We start from the raw sequence: 24,410 nt of genomic DNA on the forward strand, positions 1-24,410 counted from the left end.
TAGAATCAATATTTATTTAATTGACTTAAATATTCTTTAAGTGTAATAGTTGCAATTTTTAACCCTTTGGCTTTTATCTGTAGACCATTATCTGAAGTTAACAAAATAGGATTTTCTTGCTTAAATTTTAATGCTACTGTTAAGATTAAATTATCAGCCGATCTATTACTAAAATCAGGTGGAAGTAATGAGATGTCAGCAAGTTCCATTTTTAAATTTCTTTTATCTATATTCTGATTTATGGATTTTAAAGCTTTTTGTACTTGTCTTTTACCATTATTATCTAAAGTAGATTTTAACTTATCGAGTTCATCTAATACTTTTGCAGATAGAATCACAGGATATTTCTTGTTAATTTTAGTAATTATTTCAGGGCAGTCTACAAATACATTTGTATCAATGATATAAAGGTTTTCTTTGTTTTTCTTAATCTCCTTTTTTGGTTTCTCTAATTTTGACAAATCTATTTTACCAACAACCTTAATTCCAATTTGAGAAGTTGAGTCTACTTTGTCTTTTAATTTTTTTGATACTTTTTGTGTTATTGTATCGGCAGCAATTTTTTTGTTAAGTTCATTATATCTTTCTTGAAAAACACTACTAAACTCTAATAGTTTATCCTTTTCATTATAAACTTTTTGTCCATTTTTGTACACAAAAAGATGCTCTAAATAAGGATAACCACCTGCGTCTTTTGTATAGCTACCTATATCACATTGATAATACACAGATAGTAAATAAAAAAAATCTCCCAACTCTAATTTCGCATATTCACTTTGTTCTTTGATAAGGACATATATTCCCTCTAAAGGAAACTTATTCTCCATATACTTTCCTATATAACTGGAATTTAACAAGGCTTTATATAAAAGCATACTATCTTCAGATATATCTAATTCCTTACCATATTTACTTACTTCATTATATGAGTCTATATATTGGTTTTGTCGATTTCCATTTTTATATGATATAGACTTTCCAATATCATGTAAGAGCAGGAATAATATAAACTCTTCCTTATTTTCTTTTGAAAAACCATCAAAAAAATACTTTTCAAATTGGTTGTATACATTTATGGTATGATCTTTTATTACATAATGTCTCACTCTGGCATTATACAAAACATTGAGAGCAGGTACCTTTTCACAAATTTCTTCTATTCTTTTTTTGCCATCCATTTTAACTAGATAATTGTTTTAATACTTTAAGAAAAATTAAGTTGACCTTGATTGGTGTTGTATTGGTTTAGTACATAATTAAAAGCTTTTTCTAGAGTTTTTTCACCAATCCCTTTGTAATTTGCTAAAGCAATCATAGAATTTACTTCTCCTAACCTTATCAATTCACTGATTTTTCGAGCATATTGCGGTTGAATACCTGTTTCCTTTTTTAGTGATTCTGGGCTTAAACCAAGCCATTTCAACTTAAACTTCTCAAATAAATCATCTTTTGCGTTTGGGTCATAATCATATATCTCTATATCAATTGAACACTTTCCTAGATACTCATCCATTAAAGATTTAACTGTTTGAATATCCAATCCACCGTTATGCGTTCCTAATAAAGGAAAAGCAATTGACGTAATACCTTTTGTTTCATAGGTTTCAACAAATTTTTCCAAGCCAGATACAATCCACTCTATTTTACTTGGGTATTTCCAATGAAACTTTGTTGGAAAGTTTAAAATCCAAGGTACATTATCTTGTTTATTGTATAACCAAAGTACACCAGGTTTAATGAGTTTATTTTTACAATGCTCTTTGTATTGTTGAAACATTAATGGGTATCTTAACTTATATACTTGAGCTATTCCTTTACCCATAACACCAACACAATTGACTGTATTCACAACTGTTTGACATTTAGAATTAAAAATATTACCATGTATGTATTTTATTGCCATATCTTAATTTTTATATATAAGCCAATCCCTTTTCCCTATTGCAGTATCAACAAAATATACCTCTAAAGGTCTCTTTGTTTTAACAAACTTAATTTTTGGATAAGCTATAATTTCTGTTTTAGTCTCCCTTTGTATGTGTTCCGATTCCAGTATATTTAATTCATTTATTCCTTCCCCCTTAATTAAAATATGAGCAGAATCTTTGTATTCTGATTCAATAGAAATTTCAGAATCAGTTTGAGAAATTAGAAGTTCTCTATTTCCTCGGTGATACACCCTCATTCCATCAGAATTTATTTTCTTACAAATTGGATCATCACCTAATTGAGCTTTAAGAATGTTCTCATATTCTTCATTGTAGCAAATAATTTCAAATGAATCTAATGTTGAAAAATCAAACTCTTCTTCAACTAAAAATTCTTGCTGTGCATATTGTTTATAATTCTCAAAATCATCGGGATTAGCATACAAGTATGTTACATTTAATGAGTCAGGATCATTTGAAACATTCTTTACTTGTGACCAATTGGTTTGCATATTACCTGTACTATAAAAGCACTTGCTAGGCATTTTCATTAATACTTCTTTCAAATCAAATTTAAAGAACACAGGGATAGGGCATTTGGGCAGTCCTAAATTTCTTGCTTGTGTATAATACGATTTACCCCATGATGTTATTAAGGAATCATCCCATCCCAAACATTCATTGTAAAATTGCGTGGGTGTATGAGGACGAAAATAAAAACGAGCATAACCATGAGCTGTATTACGTCTATCTACAAGATTACCGGCTGCGTTAGCGAAATTACCTTCAGCCTTATTTCGACTTAAAATTTTTCGTTTTTTTATGATATCAATTGCATTAAATAAATGTGTAAAATGATATATAAACGGTTGTCTATCGAATCGTTCTAAAAAATCAACACAATTAAATTCTGTTTGATATTTTTTTAGCGTGGAATCAAATTTTTCTATTATTTGAGGGTTTTTTCTTAATTCCTGCCAATCCCAATAATCCCTAAACTTCTCAATCAATTCACTTGTGATCTGTATATCCATTGACCTGGAGACTATTGACCAATTTAATACATCAGCAAAAGGTTGTAATAACTCTTCAGATATTATAAAATCTTCCCTGTCGCATATAGTAGACCATTCTAACTTATTTTTAAATTGCTTTAGATTCTCTATCGATATATTAAAATCTTGTGAACTTGAAATGTAATTCCAGTTCAGTAAATTTTGAAACTTCTTCAAAAATGAAATATCAGAAAACTTAATTACTCTGTTTTTTGTTACAAGTTCCCAATCTAATAGTTCTCTATAATCCCATAAAATATCTAATGATAAGTTTGGATTACTTGAAATACTATACCAATCTAATTCCTTACCTTTTAATAATGAAAGTACATTTGCATTAGGCTCAAAAGTTTCACTTTGAGAAACCAACATCCAATCTAAAGGCTTATTACTAATACTTTTAATTAATTCTTCTGAAAATTCAATATCACTCCTTTTCGATATTTCTTCCCAATTCCATTCTTTATTGGATAAATCAAGAAATAATTCATTTTTGAATTCAATATCATTTCTTGATGATAAATATTCCCAATCCCAATTCTTATCTTTATGTTTACTTATGAAAGTTATAGTAAACTTAACAGAATCATTACATGACAACGTTTTCCAATTCCAATTCTTGTCAATATATTCATCTAGTAGTTCTTCATTTATATCAGAATCTATTCTTTTAGAGAAATATTGAAAATTAATAAAGTCTATAAATTCATTGAAACGGTCCTCAAAGCCTTTATCCTTTCTAAAACAACTACTATATTCTGATAAGTATTCCCAATCCCAATATGTAGTTTGAATACTTAAAACTGAAGTGTTCCAATTGATGCTATCCAATTTTGACAATGATTTAAAATCCCAATTATAGTTTCTTGAATTAAGTAGGTTAAGAATTTTATTTATCCATACTCCATAGCTAAATAAATTTTTATTCCATTTTAAAGACTTATTGAGAGATTTTGAACTGGAAAATGCTTCCCAAGATATATAATCGTAATTTTGGCCAAGGTAATTTAAAGGACTAAAATCAGGTAAATCATAAAAAAAAGAATAATTCCAATTAAAGACCTCAATATTTTTAGTCTTCCTAATTAAAGACTCTAAATCTTCATAATCAAACTTCTCTGTTATAACTTGCCATAAAGAAGTATTCGTTTCGATGTCTAATACCGAAATACAAGTCGCAATTTCTATTAGTTTATTAAATTCTAAATCAACTTTTTCAAACCGCTCATTTAAGAGGATTTCCCAGTTCCAATGTTCATTATACTCTGGTAAATTATTTAAAATAAATTGCTTGTCAGCTTCTTTAGAAATATATTCCCAATCCCATCGGTCTACATATAAATCTAACTCATCAAGAACATTATTGAAATCTAGATTCTGTGTTAGATACACCCAGTCCCATTTATCAATCCAGTTAGGATTCCCTAATGACTCAATTTTTATTGTTGAACAAAATCGTTTTGTTAATATCTTCCAATCCCAGTTTAAATCAATATTTTTTAGAATAAATTCTCTAGAAGGCTTTTCTGTTATATCTGACCATTTATCAGGATTCTCTTCCAAATACTTTAAAACACTATCCGATTGAAAAATTATCTCTAAAGTTTCACCTTTAATTTCAGGCAATAGGAGATTATAATTCAATCTATCTTTAAATTCTAATATGAAAGCAGATTGGTTTATTAGATTAGTATTTGTAGAAATTAAATCCCAATTCCAGTTGAACTGGATATAATCGGAAATTATTCGCGTATCAGTGATATGTGAAGACAAGAAATCAAAACCTTTATCTGTTACAACTTTTTTGGTGTATTTGCCAAAAAAATCATAAGTCCATTCTAGATATGGGTTACATTCAAAACCCAAAGTATAATTACCACTAGCCCAAGTTAAATAACCACTACTTTCTAATAAATTTATCAAACTTTCGGACCAAACATAATTTAATTGGTTTGGAGCGTAGCTCATTAACTTGTCTTCTTTATACTTCACTAATACTTCTTTTAAGGATTGTGAGTTGCAATAGAGTTCCACATGTTCACTTGAAGTGAAGGCTCTGTTTAATGTATTAATTAGGTTTAGATGTTCACTAAAGTTCAAAACATTTTCCAAAATGTATGACAAATCATAGTCATTTGAAATGAAAATCCAATCCCATTTTTTAGATGGGAATTTACTAATCAAGGGTGCTGCATCAGAAATATTTTTAGTTAGCTCACCTAGTTCAAAATTAACTTTATCAATATTGGACTTAATGAATTGAAAATCTAATTGAGGCATTATTACGTCCCAATCCCATTCTTCTTCCTTTAATTCTGGAATGAGCAATAACGTTTTAACTACTTCAATACTTATGTCTTCTTTTGCAGATATAACTCCATAATTCCATGGAAAGTGGGTTGCATTATTAATTAAAAAGTCATCATCAATACGCGAGGATAAGGTTGTCCAATCTAATTCTGATTTATATTTATTAAAATATAATTTTAAAATCTCAACTGGACACTCATTTGAAATTGCGAACCATTGGTCCGCATTTGCATTTTGAGCTAAATAGGTGAATAGTTTTTTATCATTCCAAACTAAACGCTTATCCAATATTAAAGAATCCAAGTCTAATAAATCTTCAAAAGGTATAATGGTTTCATAATCTAATTTAGCTTTTGGATCTTTAATTAGTTTCAAATACAAAGCCCATTCTACTTTTTTTTCTTTTTGAATTATATTATCTGATTTGTTTAATAATTCTGATGCTTGAATACTTATACTCTCATTATAAAAAACAATTGGAATGTAAACACCATCTTGTTTAAATAGACGAATATCTACTTGACAGCTATCAAATTTAAAATATGGTGATTCTTGAGATTGATAGATATAATACTCTTCATTTGATTGTTGTTTGTGTCGTTTGATTAAATCTGTTTCATCGACTGGAAAAATCTCACTTATATTAATTTTTTTGTATTCAATTTTCTTTTTATTCGTTATTTCAGAATAAACCCCTAAAGCTGTATTGAACGGAAAAAACAAATTTTCTATTGAATCACTAGGTCTTAAATTAGGGTTTTCGAACAATATTTTTTCTCCTGTAAAGAATTCATATTTCTTTTCTTCAATTAATACCTTTTCTCCTAATTCAGTTAATGTGTAATAACCGTCATAAAACTCAATAAGACCCCAATCAATAACAGGTTGAATTAACAGGTTGAAAACATCTAGTTCAGCACTATCAGCATACCGTTTAGGCTCTACCTCAAAGTTGTCTAAAACATTAAATCCCAAAATTGTAGCAAATCTTTTTTGTTCAATACTTCCGCTATTGGATTTTAGAATTGAACAGACTATTTTATCAAAGTCTTCAATTTGATGCTCTTCATAAAATGAAATATTGTATGTTGTTTTCTTTAAACTCCAAGTACGAAAACCAATATCATCTAAAGTAGATGCATACACGAGTTCAGCATTTTTTAATATATCCTGCCAATTCATTTAGTTTCGTATTTTATAATTTTACCGTTAGGATTGTCCTCAATAGTTTGATATACATTATCATAAATCGATTTTTGTCTAAATAATTCACTATTCCCAACAATAATTAATAACCGTTTAGCTCGTGATAATGCAACATTTAATCTATTGGGAGACTTTGCAAATCCTAACTCTTTTTGTTCTTGGTAACCCAAATCTCCATAAAGTGTCCTATCAGGCTTTTGATTTTTATCAGTAGCAATTCTATTACTACGAACCATAGATACTATAATTATATTACGCTCCATACCTTGAAAGCGGTCAACTGTACTTACTCTAATAGGTATATCCTTAAACTTATTTCTCAAGTCTTTTAGTAACCTAATCTGTTTCCCATAAAAACTTATTAAACCGATTTGTTGGTCTTCTGGATTTTTCCAAAAATTTTGATATTGATGAAAATTTTCAGATGTACGAAAGCTTTCCAATATTTCTTGAATAGCCTCAACCTCTCCATAGTTTACCCTTGAAGTACCATCTAACAATTCTGGAGAATCAGTATCCACCCAAATCACATGATTATCTTTTGTTAAGTCATTGCTTGACAGAAAACCTTCAATCTCTATTCCATGATAACGAGATGCAGGATTACCCTTGTCAGGGTCATTTACACCCAAATCTATTGGTTCGATTAAACCACATTGTAACCCGCCATCATCTACATAAAACTGTTTAATAACCTCATTTATATCTGGGTGCATCCTGTATTGCAAATTGAAAACACCTTTTAAGCTATCATCTATCTCATTAAATAAACGTTCAAAATGCGAGACTTCAAGCACGTCAAAATTCTTGTCCACAAACCTTTTAAGCTCATTTATTTTTTTGATTTCCGTCTCATTATCTATTCTATCTAAAAGAAAATCCAAAGACATCATAAATGATTCTTTGTCTAACAAAGGAGGCAGCTGTCTATGATCTCCAATGATTATATTTTTTTTACCATAAATTAGGGGAAGTGACAATTCGGCTGGTGTAGCTTTACTCGATTCGTCTTGAATTACTGTTGTGAAAAATAAATCTACCTCTTCATATTTAGCTTTATTTTCCCCTTGTTTATTGACATATTCGTTCTTTTTTCCATATATTTCGCAATACTGCTTATAAAAAGCTGTTGAAATTTTTACATTCCTATTATACGTTGCTGATAGCAAGTCTGAAAGAACTTTATTATATTTTCCAATCGAGCTACAAGTAGCTCCAATAACATTACAATTTTTAACATAAGAGTTATAAAAAGCTTCTTTCATTTTTTTAGAAGGATTCGATAAGTTTTTGTGCCATAACTCATAAATTGAACCATCTAACTCATTTTTGTCTATCCTACTTTTTATGTTATTAATCCAATTAAGCAATATCAGCTTCTGGGGCAAACTCTCCTCATCATCATTCATTTCGTCATGAGCTACATCAATTATACCATTTTCTACCCATCTTTTCATTGTTTCAATTGAAAACTGACGTCCTTCAATTTCTAACTTCTCTTCTCCCCCAATACGGATGGGTTTTACTAAATTGTGAGAACTGTTAACAATACGATCAATTGCATTATCAACAGCAAGGTTAGTTTCGGAAGTCAACAAAATTCTCTCCTTTGAATCCTTACGAATATGCTGCCAAATAATTTCTGCAATAGCAGTAGATTTCCCTGTTCCTGGAGGTCCCTGAATTAATGCTAAATCTTCCGCAAGCAATGTTTTTATAATTGCCTGTTTTTGGGGTTCATTAATTCTTTTATTTAACAAATGGTTATTTAAACTATTATATGTTTCGCTTGAATTGTGGATATGATATTCTATATCTTCAATTGCTATAGCTTTTGAAGCATCAAAAATAAAATCCGATAAATTAGGATTTTGAAGATTGTCTCCCGAGACAATATTGTTTAAAGAAGATTTTAAACGATTGATTTTTTCTATATCACCAATGAGATTGGGTTCTATTGTATCAATTTGATTCTCCTCAAGTAATCTTCTATTTCTCTCAAAGTGATCTCCAGAAATATCCAATGTTATTTCTGGAAAACTTACTCTAATTAATTTTCCAAGATACTTGCCATCAAAGTTAAAATCAGCACCCCTTATTTCTTTTATTGCAGTAGACTGTGATTCTCTTTTTGCTAAATCATCTATGGAAAGAATATATTTTTCCATATTATTTGGAATATCATACAACCCTGTCTGGTAAAGACCTGAATCAAAATCATTTAATTCAGATTGAATCATTTCTTTAAGCATAATGGCTTGTTCACTAGATTGATACTCCTGATAAAAATATAAGGTTCCCTTTCTATTATCTCTCTTGGTTTTAATAGAGGGAAATTTTTCTCGCAGTTGTTTTTCCGTTTCATCTAATGATACATCTTGAATTTGAAAATCAATATTGCATCTATGATTACTAAAAAGGTGAAAATTTATAAAAGGACATTTACTAATATTATTTAAAATAACATCGACTATATCTTCATTTCTCCAATCAAAATCAATTCCAATACTCTCTGTGTTTTCGCTAACTGATATGGAATCTCCATTAAAAGAGTTATATACTTCTTGCCAAAAATCTTCCTGTTTATAATTTATAGAAGGTAAAAATTCAGTGGTATATTTATATAAATCATAACTATAAACAAACTTTGATTCAAATTGGACATTCTCTGAACCGAAAAAAGAATGAAAAAACTTTTTTAAACGGTTGTACTTCATTTTAAATTCCCATTTCTCATCATTATAACCTTTTAACATACCATCTTCCTGACGATTTCGTTTAAGATTTGTTTTAAAAAGGAATGAATTATTTTCAGTATTTAATATTGGCAAAGTATGAGAGGATTCTTTGGGGTTATATTTTCCAATAGCATTCTCATCTACATAAAAAACATATTCATAGCCAATAAGTGTTAATCCAAATTCTTTATTTAATTTTTCAGTAATTTCCTCTTTTAGATATCCACTGGATATTTCAATGATTCTATTCCATGTAATATTTCCATTTCTTCTATGAGTACTTGTTTTGTGAGTTGCTGATAGAAAAGGTAGTTTCTTTTTAATAAAATATAAAGGGTTTGGATATGCTGGTATAATTATGCTTGCATTTTCAGGAATATTAATATTGTTTGAGCTTTCTTCATTTAACAATTTAAGGTCGTCAATTGAAATTTGCAGCCTACCATTTCTATCAAATTCATAATCAATGCTTAAGTTATTCATTACATCCTTTAAATCACTAATCGGTGATTTGAATTTGTTTATATATCCATCAATAATGGGGTTTGGAAGGAATTCAATGAAATTTGCAGAAGCCTTAACTGACAGTTCCCTTTTTTGTTCTAAACTTATTTCATTTGCATGATTTGTATCTACATGAATATATTCATTTTTTAAATTAATTTGCTCTGAATTGATGTTGAACGTTGTTGCTAAAGACTCTAAAAATTTGTCTGTTTCATCATTTTCATCAATCCTTAAAAAAAGTTTGTCATTTACGATTCTAGGTGGTTCTGGAATGACCCTGACGGGTACAGAACGTAATTGCAACATCTGCTCTTGTACATCAGTATGAATTTTCCATATATCCTGTAACAAAATTGGCATTCTATTCTTAATTTTTTTAATTGATACGGTAACCCCGTTCTGCTATAATCTTATTAAATTTTTAAAAAATCCATATTCTTCATCAATTAGTAATGAACGGTCCAAGAATGAATTAAACTCTTCACAAGCGTTTTCAGGTATCAATGTGCAACTATAGCAGGCCGCCATATTTAAACCACCTATTCCTTGACCATCTTCGGTATTATAGCATATTGGGTCTGAAGCACAATCGGTAGCTCTATGGATTGCAGATTTTAATAACCTCAACGTTCTTTCTTCGGTCGCTTGAGAAACCAAGCCACCATAACTACCTTCTGCCCCTGCGATTGTATATAACAAAACTCCTTGCATTCTTGTGTCATCTACAAATAGCCTTTCATTTAATGATGTTGAAGGGTATCCACAAAGAAATTCTAACTCCTTAATTAACAGGTGGGATAAGGTATGAAGCAATAAAAATCTAATTAAATGCTCTCGACTGTTTTCTGTGTCAAATTTTTGATTTACAGAACGATAAGCATGATTTAAGATATTATTTTGTAAACGGTCTATTTTATTTTTAAATCTACCATTTGATTCACTTACCTCTATCCAATCTTGTATTTTATCATTAGATAGACTAATAAAAATGCCTTCACCAAAGCTTTCTACTGCTGGTAAGTACTTTGTCATTCTTCCCCATTTTGAAGTATATTTTTTCTCAATCAAGCCTTGCGTAGCATCCATTTCTGTAAAAAAGTCATCACTACTTAAAGGTTCCTGCCTTGTATAGCCAATTTGTACCGAAGTCATTTTTATTCTTCTTAAACCAATAAGCTGTTCAAAACCATAATCAATTAGTGTTTTTAATTTTTCTTTCTGAAAAATCAGATTCTGACTTTTATCTTCAAACTTATCTTCTTTATGATTAACTAAAAAGTTATACTCATATAGGCGGTATTCCAATTCTGGAATGTATTCGTTTTTGTCTTCCTTATCCAATAACTTTTGTATCACTTCTAAAGAATACTCCTCTAATAGTGCATCAAAAATAAATTCAGCATCTTTACCTTTTTCTTTCCATTTTTCAATTTTTTCTAAATCTTTGGTTCGAATACCTTTATCCGTAGGCAAAAATATACTGGTAACCAAAATTGGGTAGTACACACTATTACTGCTTCGAATAACTGGTTTATAATACACTTTTAATTCCTTGTTCTCTGTTTGGCGCTCTAAAATCTCTTCATCTGAAAACCACACGCGCTCTCTTAAACCAAACATACCTGCCAATGTAACTTGACGTCCTCTATGTTCGCAAGTATCATTCATGCATTTAATATTGATACCAGCCATATCAGAAAACTTCTTTGACTTTATGTAGCGTAAATCTTGATTATCACAACATAGGCTTTCATAATCTAATCGAATCGATCCACTTGATGTATCTTCCTCATTGGCTTCCTTTTCTGCTTTATTCCATCTCTCCCAAGGTATTTCTTTATAACTACCTATAGGCGATGTCATAATAAACCTTACTTGTTCTAATTCTGGTGCATATTTTTTACCATTATTTTTGTAACACACTCCGCATTTAGGTGGTGCAAAATCTTTTTTAGTTGCTCCTGTTTTCTCATTTTGCCAAATATCCCACCACTCTTTAATTTTCTTTAATCTATTGCATTTGTTACAATAAAACCATTTAGGAAAAAACTCTGCACTCACCGTGTTTTCAGGTGTTTCAGGAATATCTGCTCGACTTGATGACGATACATTATCCGGTACATAAACGAAAGCTTCTAATTGCTCGAAACCATCCTTATGTGATAACCTTTGTAATAACCTTTCATCTATTACATGAAACAAACCATTTATATTAACTACCCATTCACCATCTTTATATTCAGGTTTAAAAAATGGCCATTTATCAAAATCCTCAATCATTAAAGCTCCAAAAGGTGTTTCTATAATTGAACCAGAACCACCATAAGCGCTCAACACTTTACGAGTTTGAAGCTTGACATATTTATTATCAGTAGCTGTGTTATTCCTTCTTACTGCCATTTAAAAATTTGATTTTATTTGAATGAATGTATCTGTATCTATTTCCCTCATGGATTGCATCACTGTCCAATCTACATCTCCTTCAGATTTTTGAGAAGGCTTTTTTAATAAAGCTTTGTATTTCAAATCTCCCTCTGTATTTGCCCTTCTAAACCAATCATCTACCACATCGTTTAACTTGTTATCAAAATATGCCAACATCTGAACGTCTTCATTAAATCTTCTCATCACAAATTCTTTAAATTCCCTTGCGTTTTCCTTTACGAATTTTGATGCATCTTTATCCTCATTCATTTTGGTTAACTTATTTCTTATGTAAGCTACTAAAGCAGTTGTTAGCATTTTATCAATTGTACTTTCTGTAAATGGTGTAATACTTAATGGTTCAACACATTTATAAAATGCTTGGTGGAAATTAGCAAAATGTTCAAAGTATGATTTTTCTCTTGCCCTATTTGGGTCTAATAAAGCAATAGCCAATCCTTTATTTTTTCGTCCTACACGACTGGATGCCTGAATGTATTCTGCTATATTTTTTGGCATACCGTTAATAAGCATCACATTTAAACGGCTAATATCAATTCCAACAGAAATCATATTGGTAGCTAATACAAAATCGACTACATCGTTAAGGTATTTATGTCCGCGCTCACTTGTTACAATATTTTTAGTGTCAAACTCTTTTTCTAATTCCTTTAGAACAGATTTAATTCTGGCACTTTCAACTCTACTTGTTAACTCTTCTGTTCTATTCGTAATTCCTAAATAATTGAATTTAAAATCGTCGTAAGGGTTAAAAAGTTGTGCTAACCTATATTGTAAAGTTGATGTAAACGTTGTTATTTCATCACCTATTTTGTTATAGATTTTACCAACATCTTTTAAACTATTGTAATAAGACACTATTGTCCAATAAGGGTCTGTTCTTGTCTCTGTTTCCTTATCTCTATACACTTCTAATCTCGCTACGAATAAATGTGCCAATAATTGTAATTGTGTATCGATAGATGTTTTACCTGTAGGCATAAATCCTATATATCGTCTTTTACTGGTTTTGCTTTCTCTTGAAAAGAAACTATCATCGTGATTTATGCCTGAAGGTGGAAATACGTTTACTGTTCGATTTCCATATAATTTTTCAATCTGGTATTGCGTATTACGTGTTGTTGCCGTTGAGGATATAATTTTAGGACCAATACCATTTTTACTACATAATAATTCAATTGTAGATTCAAATAAGCCAGTTATTGAACCTAATGGTCCATTAAGTAAGTGTAACTCATCTTGAATAATTAAATCAGGTGGGAATCCTTCATCAATATTTGCCTTAAAAAAGTTATGTGCATCCTCTTGCCATGCTAACATTGCAAACTTATCTACTGTACCAAATAATAACGTGGGCGGATTTCTATATAAGTTTTCATCAACTACCTGAATTGGTAAGCTATTATGAAAATGGCATTTACTGTTTATACAATGAATATTCAAAACACTACTTCTTACCCTAAAGCCATATTTCCAATTTAGCTCACCCTTTGCATTTTTCTCTTGAGACACTAATTTTGTGCCACACCAAGGACAACTACTTATTTGAAATTCATTTTTCTTTGAAGGGTCTCCATCTTTTCCCTTTAAGGCTTCAGCTTCCATACCATACTTGTCGTCCAAAAGCTTTTTAGCATCACTAATTTTATTTGGTGTTGAGGCTTGACCTACCCACAAACCAATAGTTATTGGCTCATCTTTTAATTGGTCTTTAAACTCCTTTTGTTCTCTTAAAAATTCTAATGTCGCTATTAATCGTGAAGCTCTTTCAAATTGCTGTGCCGTGAGCAATCGTAAGGTATAACGCATCATAACCGTTGTACCACCATAATCTTTGCTTTTACTTATTCTACGGTAAGCAATTGTAAACGCTGCTACTGCTAAATATGCTTCGGTTTTTCCTCCACCAGTAGGGAACCAAATTAAGTCTACTGTACTATTTTCTTGTCTTTTTTCGGGTATGGCAATTTCTTCAATACTTAACAACAAAAATGCTAATTGAAAAGGTCTATACTTTGGGATGAAACCCAATCCTTTTATTGCATCATAATTTTTAAAGAACTCCAAGTGATTTGCATTGATACTTTTATCTACTTCGTGCAGCTCTTTTTCATATTTTCCCAACTTATTGTCGTTGGCAATAATAAACTGAATTAGCATTGCCGTATTAGCCAGTTTAAACGCTTCATAAATATCCTCATTATCCAATAAATCTATGTTGTTATTTAAGCGGTTGTAATTGGCTTGCTGACGGTCTATAATACGTGCAGCTATTTCCTGTTCATTTTTAGATAATTTACTTTTTTGGTTTAGTTGTTTCTCTATCCATTCTTTATAACTGACTACAAAGCGTCTTAAATTGGATTTTAATTTTTCTTTGGAAACTCCCCAGATTGAGAGGTTTCTCATATCTAAACAATCATCTAATGAAGAATCTTCAAACTCATTTATAACGTCTTTAATGTCTTGTTGTGGAAGGAATGTTGTTTCAACGGTTTTGTTCTCAATATCCCAACTTACAGAGCAATTGTGTCCAATGCCATAACTCCTTATATTTCTGTAGATAAACTCAATTTCTTCTGCTTCAAAATCTCTAATATCATCACCAGCTGTATATGTTGAAAGCGTATTATCCTTATACTCAATAAGCTTATCTGAATGCACTTTTATTTTTCCTTGAAATAACGATTTCAAGTTTAAATTTTCAGACCTATTGGAAAACCTATTAGCAGGATGGTCATCAGATAAGTTTACTAATTGAACCTTTATATATTTCGCCCTACTATCCTCAAATATCTTAATATTATATCCTGCCCTTGTTTGTTTAAAAATTTCATCTTCAAACTGAAAATATTCTGGTATAGGTGTTGATTTTACAACAGGAACTTTCAATTTAAAATTGTATTGTTTCCTTTTCCAAGAGCGGCTTAACAGCTTGTCTAAATACCCTATATAATAGTAGGCTGAAAAATAACCGCCTTCTTCTGTTTGCCTTGTTAAATTTTGTGTCCTCTTAAATTCATCATACTGACCATATTCTCCATTAGCACGTTGAGGTCTTCTTTGTTCTCCTTTTAATTCTCTTTCTAAATACATAAACCCATCCTCACTATATTTTAGAATATTTCTAAAAGGTAAAGGGTATGGAATACCTTCCTCAAAAAATGAATCGTAACCTGCTTTTGGTATTTTAATTTTTAATTCTTCATTTTTAGGTTGGTGATATAACCCAAATGAAAATTCTACATCAATTTCATTAACCGATTTTTCAACTGCTACTGTTACTCCTATGTTGGTAGGAAAAAAACTGTTTGTACTTAAATTGAACTCCTCTTTCGTTGTAACTGTTTTATCGGTGACGTCTTTTTCTTCAATGTCAACTTCTTCAATTTCAGGATTTTCTTCATTTACATCTACATCATCTTCTAATCCTTCACTATTCCCATCTGCATCATCTTGTGCACTTTGAGTAGGACATACTGACTTATTTGGAAACAAAACACCACTAAAATATCGTGGAAGGGGATAATCGGAAATTATTTCTTCTTCATCAGGCAAGCCCCATGTATCAGAACCTGGACCAATCATTCCCCGGTTAATCCGATTTTGAAAAATTTGTCTTGCTTTGTAATCTATTTCATCAGTTGAATTCTTCATCGTCTGTGATTTTTATACTTTGTATCTTTTTAATTGGTGCTGCATTATGAATAAAGGATTGAATTTCATCTTCATTGAATTTAGATAAAATTCGACCTTTATATAGGCCTCTTGATTTTACATAGTCCATAACATCATCACTCAAATCTCTTCCCAAAGAAATCATTACACCTCTGTAAAAACTCCTTACTTTAAGAACTTGGTCAAAGTTTTGATTTAACACTTCACTATTTATTAAAGTTTTTATTGCCATTATATTTTTTGAATCGTTAGGAAACCGCTCCTTATCCCATTCATCCAACCATTTATTTACAGTAATTGGATTAGATATAGTAGCTCCTTTGGTTCTTAAATCCTCTAATAAATCTGAAGTGTCATAATATTTATTACTCATTACTTTAGAAGAAAAATAACTACGAAGCTCTGTTTTCCAGAGTTGAGAGAGTTCAATAATTTCAGCAAAACGCCCATTACTATCTTCTCCTGCTGCTATTTCAAACAGTTTTTCCTTTGAAAGGTTATTGTAAATTCTAACTGTGTCTCCAACTACTAAATTGTAAGTTTTTGTTTTAATCCAATTTTCTCCTTTTAGCATTAAAACAGTTTTTGAACCATCTATTACAATAGGGGTTGCTTGGTCTTCAAAACACACCTGATAGTTTACCTGACCTTGAGACTCATATTCATAATCATACGATTTTCTATCCTGCCTATCGTATAACTCATCCATTATTTCTTCAAGAGATTTAGGTATTTCAACCTTACTCACAGGAATTTCAAATTTAATTCCAGATAATTTTTTTCTGTCTTTAGATTTATATTCATTTAGTAGATTGTTCCTCCTATTCGTTTTGAATAACTCAATTATCTCTGCTTCTTCAGGATATGCCAAAAAGTTGAAATTATGCTTTGTATTAGCTGCTGTTTCAATAAGTTCTCCTTGATTCATTCCATTACCAAACAAACTCAACACAAAAACGTTTTTACTTTCTTCGAACTTATGCTGAAAGGTCATAAATTCCTTAAAAGAACAGATTGTACCGAATGTAGTTTGAAGCTCTTCTTTCCAATTATCAACCAGTTTTTCAGGCACAATCAATACCTTCAGAAAGTTGAGTTGTTCCAAGAATTTGAGTTTCTCATTATTGAAACAATCAAAGATGTTTTGGATTAATGGATTTACATATTCCAAAACCTCATATGGCTCTAAATTTTGGTTATAAAACTCTTCATAGATTGTTTCGTTAGTTACTTTACCAATAAGATGTTTTACATATTCCAACTGTGTAAGGTTTCTACTGTTTTCTTGTTTAGCTAAAACTAAAGCATATAAGAATTTACGAAGACCTTTAATATTTTTAAGCGAAATACCGTGTTGTTTTTCCAATTTAGACAAGTAGTCAATGAAACTCTTTAAGGCTTGCTCAAAAGGTTGGTCTTGTATATTGGCTACCGTAATTTCCCCATAAGGGTGTTTCATTAAATAAGCAAATTCAGGATAGGTCCAATTCCATTTTAAAAATTGGCCTGCTTTATCTTGTAATTCTTCGCTACCCAAAATGATACAATTCTTGATAACTCCTTCTCTAACCGCTCTTTTTATATTGGTACCATGTTCTTCTTTGTATTTATTTTTGCCAATTACAACCAATGTTTCAATTTCAATACCTTTATCCAGAACATATTCTTCCAATGTTTCAAAATCAGGAACACAATATATCATTGGCTCAATAGGTATATGATTCCAACTTTCTGTTCCTTTTCTTGAAATCCATCTCATTGGTATGGCTTTTTTAATGTCCAAGTCCATATATTTTTGAGATTTAATTTCCTCATCAAACTCTTTTTTAGACATTATTATCGCAGACTTATACTTAAATTGTGAAGGCACGTTTTTTATATCAAATACTAAATCGTAAAGTTTTCTATAGGCCGTTAGACGAGTTTTTACTTTTCTATTTGACAATTTGGCCTCAACAATAGCATACTTACTTAATTGTTTCGAACTTGGGTATTTAATTGACGCTCTATTTTTAACTGTATGGTGTTTTCCATTGTAACCTACATATACATAACGCTCTCCTGAAGGATGTTGTAATATTACACCAGGTTTAAAAGACGTTACATCATCACAGAAGTTTTTGAAGAATAGGGAAATAGCAACTGAAAGCACAGCCGGAAACTGTGATAGTGCTGGTAACTCTTTATCAAACGACTCTATAAATAAGTTACTTTCTTTGTTTACTGCTTCATCTATTAAATAGAAATTAATAGCTTGGAAATCCGAAAGATTTAAAGCTTCTAATTTATACTCTTTTAATAAGTACTTTTTAGCTTTAGTTACTAATTCTTCTGTATAAGTCTTAATTTCTTCCATAACCTGTAACAAAAACTATAATGTGTTTTTTTCCAACTCATGATTTTAATTTAAAAAATTAAAACAAAATTTATAGTTCTTATATACCCTTTGTTGATTTGAATTCTTATCAATTATATTTTCAATATGCTATTCTGAAGGTCATCCTGTCATCCCTTCTAAAAAGACCTGAACAAACTCTTTCATTTTTAAGATAATGCGCTCCCCTATTTCTCTTGCTTTAAGTATGCTTGGTCTGTTATCTAAACATTTAAAAACCTCATCTCTAATAGGTTCTTGACCGCTATACACATAACTATCTATTAATGCGTTAAACTGTAATTGATCTAAACCTTCATCTTCGCATAATTTTGATAATGCTATGACTTTTTCTTGTTGCCAGAACTTTTCAAATTCGTCTGAAATATCATCGGCATTTTCAATATATGGTAAGTTTTCTTCAATAAATTTCTCTATAAGTTCTCGTTTGCTACGTAACTCTACTTCGCCACCAAGTAAATCGATAATAGCTTTTTTCTGTGCTTTAGATTCTGATGGTTTTGATTCTTTTAATTTAGTTAATAGTTGTAAAATATAAGCGACATTAATTTCGTCACGATGAATTAACTCCAATTCAAAATCAATGTCATCAAGAATAGACGTTTTATGTTTTTGCTTGTCGGTTTTTACTTTATCGTATAAGTCCAGGTATTTACTTTTATAACCCTCAAAAGTTTGCCCGTCAATACCCAAATCATCCCAATCGAAATCTACATAAGATTCCAACACGTTTTTAGCACGTAACAAGCGTCTAAATGCTGTAACAAATTCTAGTTCTTGGTTTTCGTCACGTAAATCGTCAACACTTTGATAGGTTGGTGTAATTTGAAGTAGATTTTTTAAAGCTTCATCAAATTTTGAGGCGATAGACTCATAAGGTGGTAAAATAATCTCTTCTTTAGCTTCTTTATTAGAAAACAACGTGATGGCTTCATCTGTAGCGCCTTTTAAATTCCTGAAGCAAATAATATTTCCTTGTGATTTTTGTTCACCTAAAATTCGGTTGGTTCTAGAAAAAGCTTGTATCAACCCATGATACTTTAAATTTTTATCGACATAAAGTGTATTGACTTTTTTTGCATCAAAACCAGTCAACATCATATTTACCACAATAACAATATCTAATCGATCTTTGTCTTTAAAAGTGATTTTCTCTCGTTCCTTTAAACGCTTACTAATATCTTTAAAATAGTTCTCAAACTGCTTACTGTCTTTGGTAGAAAAACTAGTATTGTACATAGTATTATAATCAGCAATATAATCGTCTAGTTTTTCTCTGGTATGTTTGCTATAAACTGCAGTAGGTTCTGCAGCTGCATCATAGTCATCTTTAGTATCTGGTAAATAATCTTGTGCTGTTTTACTGTCTTCATTCGCACCATAAGAAAATATAGTTGCTATGCGCAAGTTGTGTTCTCCAGCTTCTTTTTTACGTTTAAATATGTCGTAGTATTTTATCAAAACGTCTATACTACTTACTGCAAATAATGCTGAATAAGCTTTATTAAAAGTTTTAGAGCTATGATAATTAATGATGTAATCAGCTATTTTTTCTAAACGTTTCTCATCTTGAAACACTTCTGCCTTATCAATATCTTCTACTTCAATATCGATAAACGTATTGTTTTTTTGCTTGTATTTACCAATGTATTCTATACCAAACTTTAGTACGTTACCATCTTTAATAGCATCTGTTATCACGTATTTGTGTAAGCATATGCCAAATAAGTCTTTAGTGGTGCGTTTACCTAAATCGTTTTTTGAAGCATTATCTGCAAAAATTGGTGTTCCTGTAAACCCAAATAACTGACTGTTTGCAAAATAGTTAGTAATAAGTTCATGCGTTTTACCAAACTGACTACGGTGACACTCATCAAAAATGATAACAATACGCTGGTTTTTTAATGCCGCTAATTGGGTTTCGTATTGTATTCTTGATATGGCGTTGTTTAACTTTTGTATAGTGGTTAATACCAATTTAGATTCGTCTACAAGTTGTTTTACCAAACTACTGGTATTATTAGTAACATCTACACTATCCTTTTTAAAGCTGTTAAACTCTTTCATAGTTTGGTAGTCTAGATCTTTACGGTCTACCACAAATAGGACTTTATCTACCTGTGGTAAATCCATTAAAATCTGACTAGCTTTAAACGAGGTTAATGTTTTACCACTACCTGTTGTGTGCCATACATAGCCATTATTGTTACTGGTTTTTACTTGCTCTACCAATTGCTCTACCGCAAAGAATTGATAAGGACGTAATACCATAAGTATTTTATGGGTTTCATTACGTACAATGTATTTAGCAATCATTTTACCCAAATGATAGGGATTTAAAAACGAAGCAGCAAAATCTGTAAGTTCTGTAATGTTTTTGTTATTTAAATCGCTCCAAAAGAAGGTTTGCTTTACCGATTGCAACTCGTTATTGGCTAAATATTTAGTATTTACACCATTACTAATCACAAACAATTGCACGTATTGAAACAACCCATTGTTACTCCAAAACGTGTGTTTTTGATAGCGGTTTATTTGATTAAATGCTTCTTTAATTTCTAAACCACGACGTTTTAGCTCTATTTGTACCAGCGGTAAACCGTTTACTAAAAGCGTAACATCGTAACGGTTTTTATATACACCGTCTTGGGTGATTTGGTGAGTGACTTGAAATACATTTTTAGACCAATCTTCACTATTAAAAAACTGAATATAAGTAGGCTCACTTGCATCGTTGGTAAACTGAAACCTGCCACGTAAAGTTTTGGCTTTGTCAAATACATTACCTTTTGCCAAATGGTTTAAAACCGTCTCAAACTCTTTATCGCTAATTGCTAGATTATTAAAACGTTGTAACTGTAGTTTTAAGTTAGTTAGCAACGCCTTACTATCTGTTATTTTTACAGACTCGTAACCTAACGCAACAAGTTGGGTTATTAAGTTTTGTTCTAATATGGCTTCGGATTGTGTGGTCATTGCGTGGTTTTTACAATAGATTTTTATAAAAATTGTAAATCTGTAGAAAAATATCTGTGAGATTTTTCAAATCTTCCTCTGAACTATCTATACTCTGCAAATAGTGATAAGGTATTACAGTCTTTATCTGATATCCAATAGATAAGGTTAAGTATCCTCTATTGGTATTTATAAAGTTTTGTTCCCATTTACAATACTCTCTCCAATTGTATTCAGGCTTAAAGTAATCATCAAAAAATTCTTCTAATTCATTCCAATCTTCTCGATTATGCTTACCTGCATATTTCTCAAAATTCTTTGTTGTCACTATTTCTTTTAATAGATCGTCATCATTAAAATCTAACTCACAAATGTACCTATTAAAATGAGAAAACTTAATTTCGTTTTCTATTATAAGATTAAACTCCTTATTATTAATTATAACACTTTTATGGTCATGAAGTCTATCTAGCTTATTACTATAAAATGTCTTCCACCCTTGTCCTTTAGTATTACCTGGCCATATATAAAAATTAAGACTTAAGTTATTCTTTGCATCTCTTTCAAACCAAGGCAAAATCTCTTTTGCCCAACCAAAATCCACTTCTAATCCCATTCTAGCATTAGAATCTAAAGCTGTAAGCTCATCCGGTAGATTATTAATCGCAGCAGCTAATCGTTGATGCCTTTTACCATCCATGTCTACAGTATGTGGTATACTTGCAAAAGGGGCTATTGGCAACCAGCTAATATTATAAGACTGCACTAAATGAATAAAATCACTTATAAATAAATTCGGTTTAGAATGTAATGTATTAAAGTTATTTGTAGTTACCAATAATGTCATTATCTGCTTCCAATCAAAGCTAAAAGGAATAACATTATCAATAGCATCAATACTTTGATTTTTGATTGATGTCGTTGGGTTACTTTTAGCTGTTAATTGATATACCTGATTATATAATTGCTGCCTGCAATCTTCTCCCCATCGCTTTACTTCAAAAACGAAAGCTATGTCGTTAATTGTGATTAAGATATCTGTTATTGGCCTATAGTCTTTAGTTGCAGAATATAAATAGTTATTAAAATTTGTCATCTCCAATACCTCCGAAGTAACAGCAATAGCATAAATACGTCTATAACTATTTTCGTTTAAGGTTGTAACGTCTATTTGTATATCTATATTAACAGTATCTTTTTCGCTTAAATTAGTAAATAGGTAATTATAATCTGAATTGCCATCCGAATGGCTTTTTAACATAATTGTTTGCAAAAACTCATGAAACAATAAAGTATCATGTTTTAAACACAACACTAAAGCTCTACTCAAATTATCCTCAATATGCTCTTTGGATTGGTCTAAGCTATATGGTCGAAAAACGTTTAAGTGCCTGTTCATAATTGTGAAAATATTTTAGGATATTGATAATTGGATTTTTTATTCTTCTTCAAATACGTCACTTAACTCAATAGCTTTAATTTTTGCGTCTACTAATTCTATCTTCTTTTCAAAAGCTTCAATAACTTCCTTTCTTTGTGAGTCTTCTAAATCATAAAACTCAAATTTGTAAGCCCAAATAGTATTCTCGTAACCTTTAATCTCTTTTTTAAGCTTTTCTATTTTTTCTTTACTTTTCATACCAATGAAGCTTTTAACTTGATGTTATCTTCTATTAACTTAATGAGAGGGCTTTGATGCTCTTGCATTTCTATATCATAAAACGCATCATGTAAATTTCTCTTTATAGACAATAGATAAATTTGAATTTTTTTAACTCTGAAAGTTCAAATTTTATCGCTGGTCTATTTCTATCTAAATGCCCTACATATTTATTTCTAATACCTTCCCAATTGATTTTATTATATAAAGAAATTAGGTTCTTTAAATCCTTCATATATGCATCGAAAAACTCCTCTTTTTCTTTAGATTTAAATTCAAAATCACCTTGTTTTATAAAGTATTCAATTTTAGCATTTAACTTTTGAAATGAGTGATGTTGCGTATCTTTCAAGAGTTTATACAAATTCACTATTATATCATCAGAAATAACACTTGCCAGATATCTTAAATATTGACAATTAGAAATTTTTGGAGGTCGTCTATACTGCTCTTGGTTATGACGAAATATATAATCACTATTAATCATGATTTTATCTATCATATAATTTTGAGCAGGTAATATTTTTAATAATACTTCTTCCATAATTAAACAAACATCTGCTGTAGCATACCTTTTTAAACTGTTTTATAAAGTGATTTGTTGTATCATCTTCTCTATTTTGGTAGATAATTCAACTAAATAAAATGAGTCTTTATATTTTCTAATGTCCATATTTTTATTTCATTTTTCCTACTTTAATCAATGGTTGAATTTCATCCATAAATTCAATTTGTGATACCTGACTTATAACAGGATCTCCTTCTTCCCATCCATATGACCAATTCTTTAATCCTGAGGTAACAAAAAAGGTTTCTTTTGAATAATAAGTTAGCGAACCTTTTACTTTCTTGTTAAAGCCTTCTTTTTCTAGTCTTGAGATTGTGATTTTTTGTCTCATATCTTCATTTTAAACAAACCTGTGCTGCAACAATTCTTTTATAAACAGCTTCTATGATTTTTTTAGTTTTTCAGTTTCTACATAGTATTGGTGTTCCAAATTCCATACGACAAAGATCTTCTAGTACTTCTGCATAGTCTACATAAGGTGCGTTAGTACCAAGTTGTTTTAGAATAGAAGAATTTTGTGGATCATCAAAATCAAAAAAAGTTACAGCCCATTTACTCAAATCTCTACAACCATAACTAATATTTAGTGTACCTGTTCTTGCATCATTACAAGTTATTTCTTGTAAAATGCGTTCTCTCAACCCAAACCCCTTATCTGTTGTACGATAACCTCCAACACCATTATACACTATACGATAGTTATTACGTGTAATCTTGCAAATATGGCTTAAACCTTCCCTTTGTAAAATACGTTTAGCAATTGGCACATGTCTTTTTTTTAAATCATTATGAGGCAAACGCTTCAGTTCTTCTAATGTTAAACTTGTCCATAACCAATACATACCTCTTCTCGTTGTTGCTAGGTGAGACAAACCTTCTTTAGACTTAAACACACTTATTTTAACAAACGTCTTTAAATGAACTTGTTCTATTTGTTGTAATATATTTTTAAAGTCTTTACCCAT

13 protein-coding genes are annotated in these 24,410 nt (G+C 30.5%); all 13 read right to left on the bottom strand.

The genetic code is table 11. The annotated features are described in order from the left end of the window. Positions 1 to 5 precede the first annotated feature (5 nt). The gene (locus ACFFGA_RS06875; RefSeq protein WP_386061593.1) at positions 6 to 1,178 is read right to left on the bottom strand and encodes a PIN domain-containing protein; all 1,173 of its coding nucleotides are present in this window, start codon (positions 1,176 to 1,178) and stop codon (positions 6 to 8) included. Positions 1,179 to 1,204: 26 nt separating this feature from the next. Continuing rightward, positions 1,205 to 1,903 carry a macro domain-containing protein gene (locus ACFFGA_RS06880; RefSeq protein ID WP_386061596.1) on the bottom strand — a complete coding sequence of 233 codons (699 nt, stop codon included), beginning with the start codon at positions 1,901 to 1,903 and terminating at the stop codon, positions 1,205 to 1,207. Positions 1,904 to 1,906: 3 nt separating this feature from the next. Continuing rightward, entirely contained in the window at positions 1,907 to 6,475 is a 4,569-nt protein-coding gene (locus ACFFGA_RS06885) for a DarT ssDNA thymidine ADP-ribosyltransferase family protein (RefSeq protein ID WP_386061599.1), read from the bottom strand. After that, complete coding sequence (locus ACFFGA_RS06890; protein WP_386061602.1) at positions 6,472 to 10,104, bottom strand: DEAD/DEAH box helicase; 3,633 nt, start codon at positions 10,102 to 10,104, stop codon at positions 6,472 to 6,474. The genes ACFFGA_RS06885 and ACFFGA_RS06890 overlap by 4 nt, the downstream gene beginning before the upstream one ends. A gap of 42 nt (positions 10,105 to 10,146) precedes the next feature. Next, positions 10,147 to 12,144: a DrmB family protein gene (drmB, locus tag ACFFGA_RS06895; protein WP_386061605.1), complete on the bottom strand. Its 1,998-nt coding sequence runs from the start codon at positions 12,142 to 12,144 to the stop codon at positions 10,147 to 10,149. Then, entirely contained in the window at positions 12,145 to 15,846 is a 3,702-nt protein-coding gene (locus ACFFGA_RS06900) for a helicase-related protein (RefSeq protein WP_386061608.1), read from the bottom strand. Then, complete coding sequence (locus ACFFGA_RS06905) at positions 15,830 to 18,223, bottom strand: DISARM anti-phage system protein DrmE domain-containing protein (RefSeq protein WP_386061611.1); 2,394 nt, start codon at positions 18,221 to 18,223, stop codon at positions 15,830 to 15,832. Before ACFFGA_RS06905 ends, ACFFGA_RS06900 begins: the two co-directional genes overlap by 17 nt. Positions 18,224 to 18,364: 141 nt before the next feature. Next, positions 18,365 to 21,238, bottom strand: a complete 2,874-nt coding sequence (locus ACFFGA_RS06910) for a type I restriction endonuclease subunit R (protein ID WP_386061613.1) — start codon at positions 21,236 to 21,238, stop codon at positions 18,365 to 18,367. 10 nt (positions 21,239 to 21,248) lie between these two features. Then, positions 21,249 to 22,616 (bottom strand): hypothetical protein, encoded by a 1,368-nt coding sequence (locus tag ACFFGA_RS06915; RefSeq protein ID WP_386061616.1) that lies wholly within the window; start codon positions 22,614 to 22,616, stop codon positions 21,249 to 21,251. 39 nt (positions 22,617 to 22,655) lie between these two features. Next, positions 22,656 to 22,856 (bottom strand): hypothetical protein, encoded by a 201-nt coding sequence (locus ACFFGA_RS06920; RefSeq protein WP_386061619.1) that lies wholly within the window; start codon positions 22,854 to 22,856, stop codon positions 22,656 to 22,658. A gap of 103 nt (positions 22,857 to 22,959) precedes the next feature. Beyond that, positions 22,960 to 23,421 (bottom strand): hypothetical protein, encoded by a 462-nt coding sequence (locus ACFFGA_RS06925; protein WP_386061622.1) that lies wholly within the window; start codon positions 23,419 to 23,421, stop codon positions 22,960 to 22,962. A 133-nt stretch (positions 23,422 to 23,554) separates the two neighbouring features. Then, complete coding sequence (locus ACFFGA_RS06930) at positions 23,555 to 23,776, bottom strand: hypothetical protein (protein WP_386061624.1); 222 nt, start codon at positions 23,774 to 23,776, stop codon at positions 23,555 to 23,557. A 70-nt stretch (positions 23,777 to 23,846) separates the two neighbouring features. Next, the gene (locus ACFFGA_RS06935) at positions 23,847 to 24,410 is read right to left on the bottom strand and encodes a hypothetical protein (protein ID WP_386061627.1); all 564 of its coding nucleotides are present in this window, start codon (positions 24,408 to 24,410) and stop codon (positions 23,847 to 23,849) included.

This window comes from Winogradskyella pulchriflava (assembly GCF_042434315.1).
Classification (GTDB): Bacteria; Bacteroidota; Bacteroidia; order Flavobacteriales; family Flavobacteriaceae; genus Winogradskyella; species Winogradskyella pulchriflava.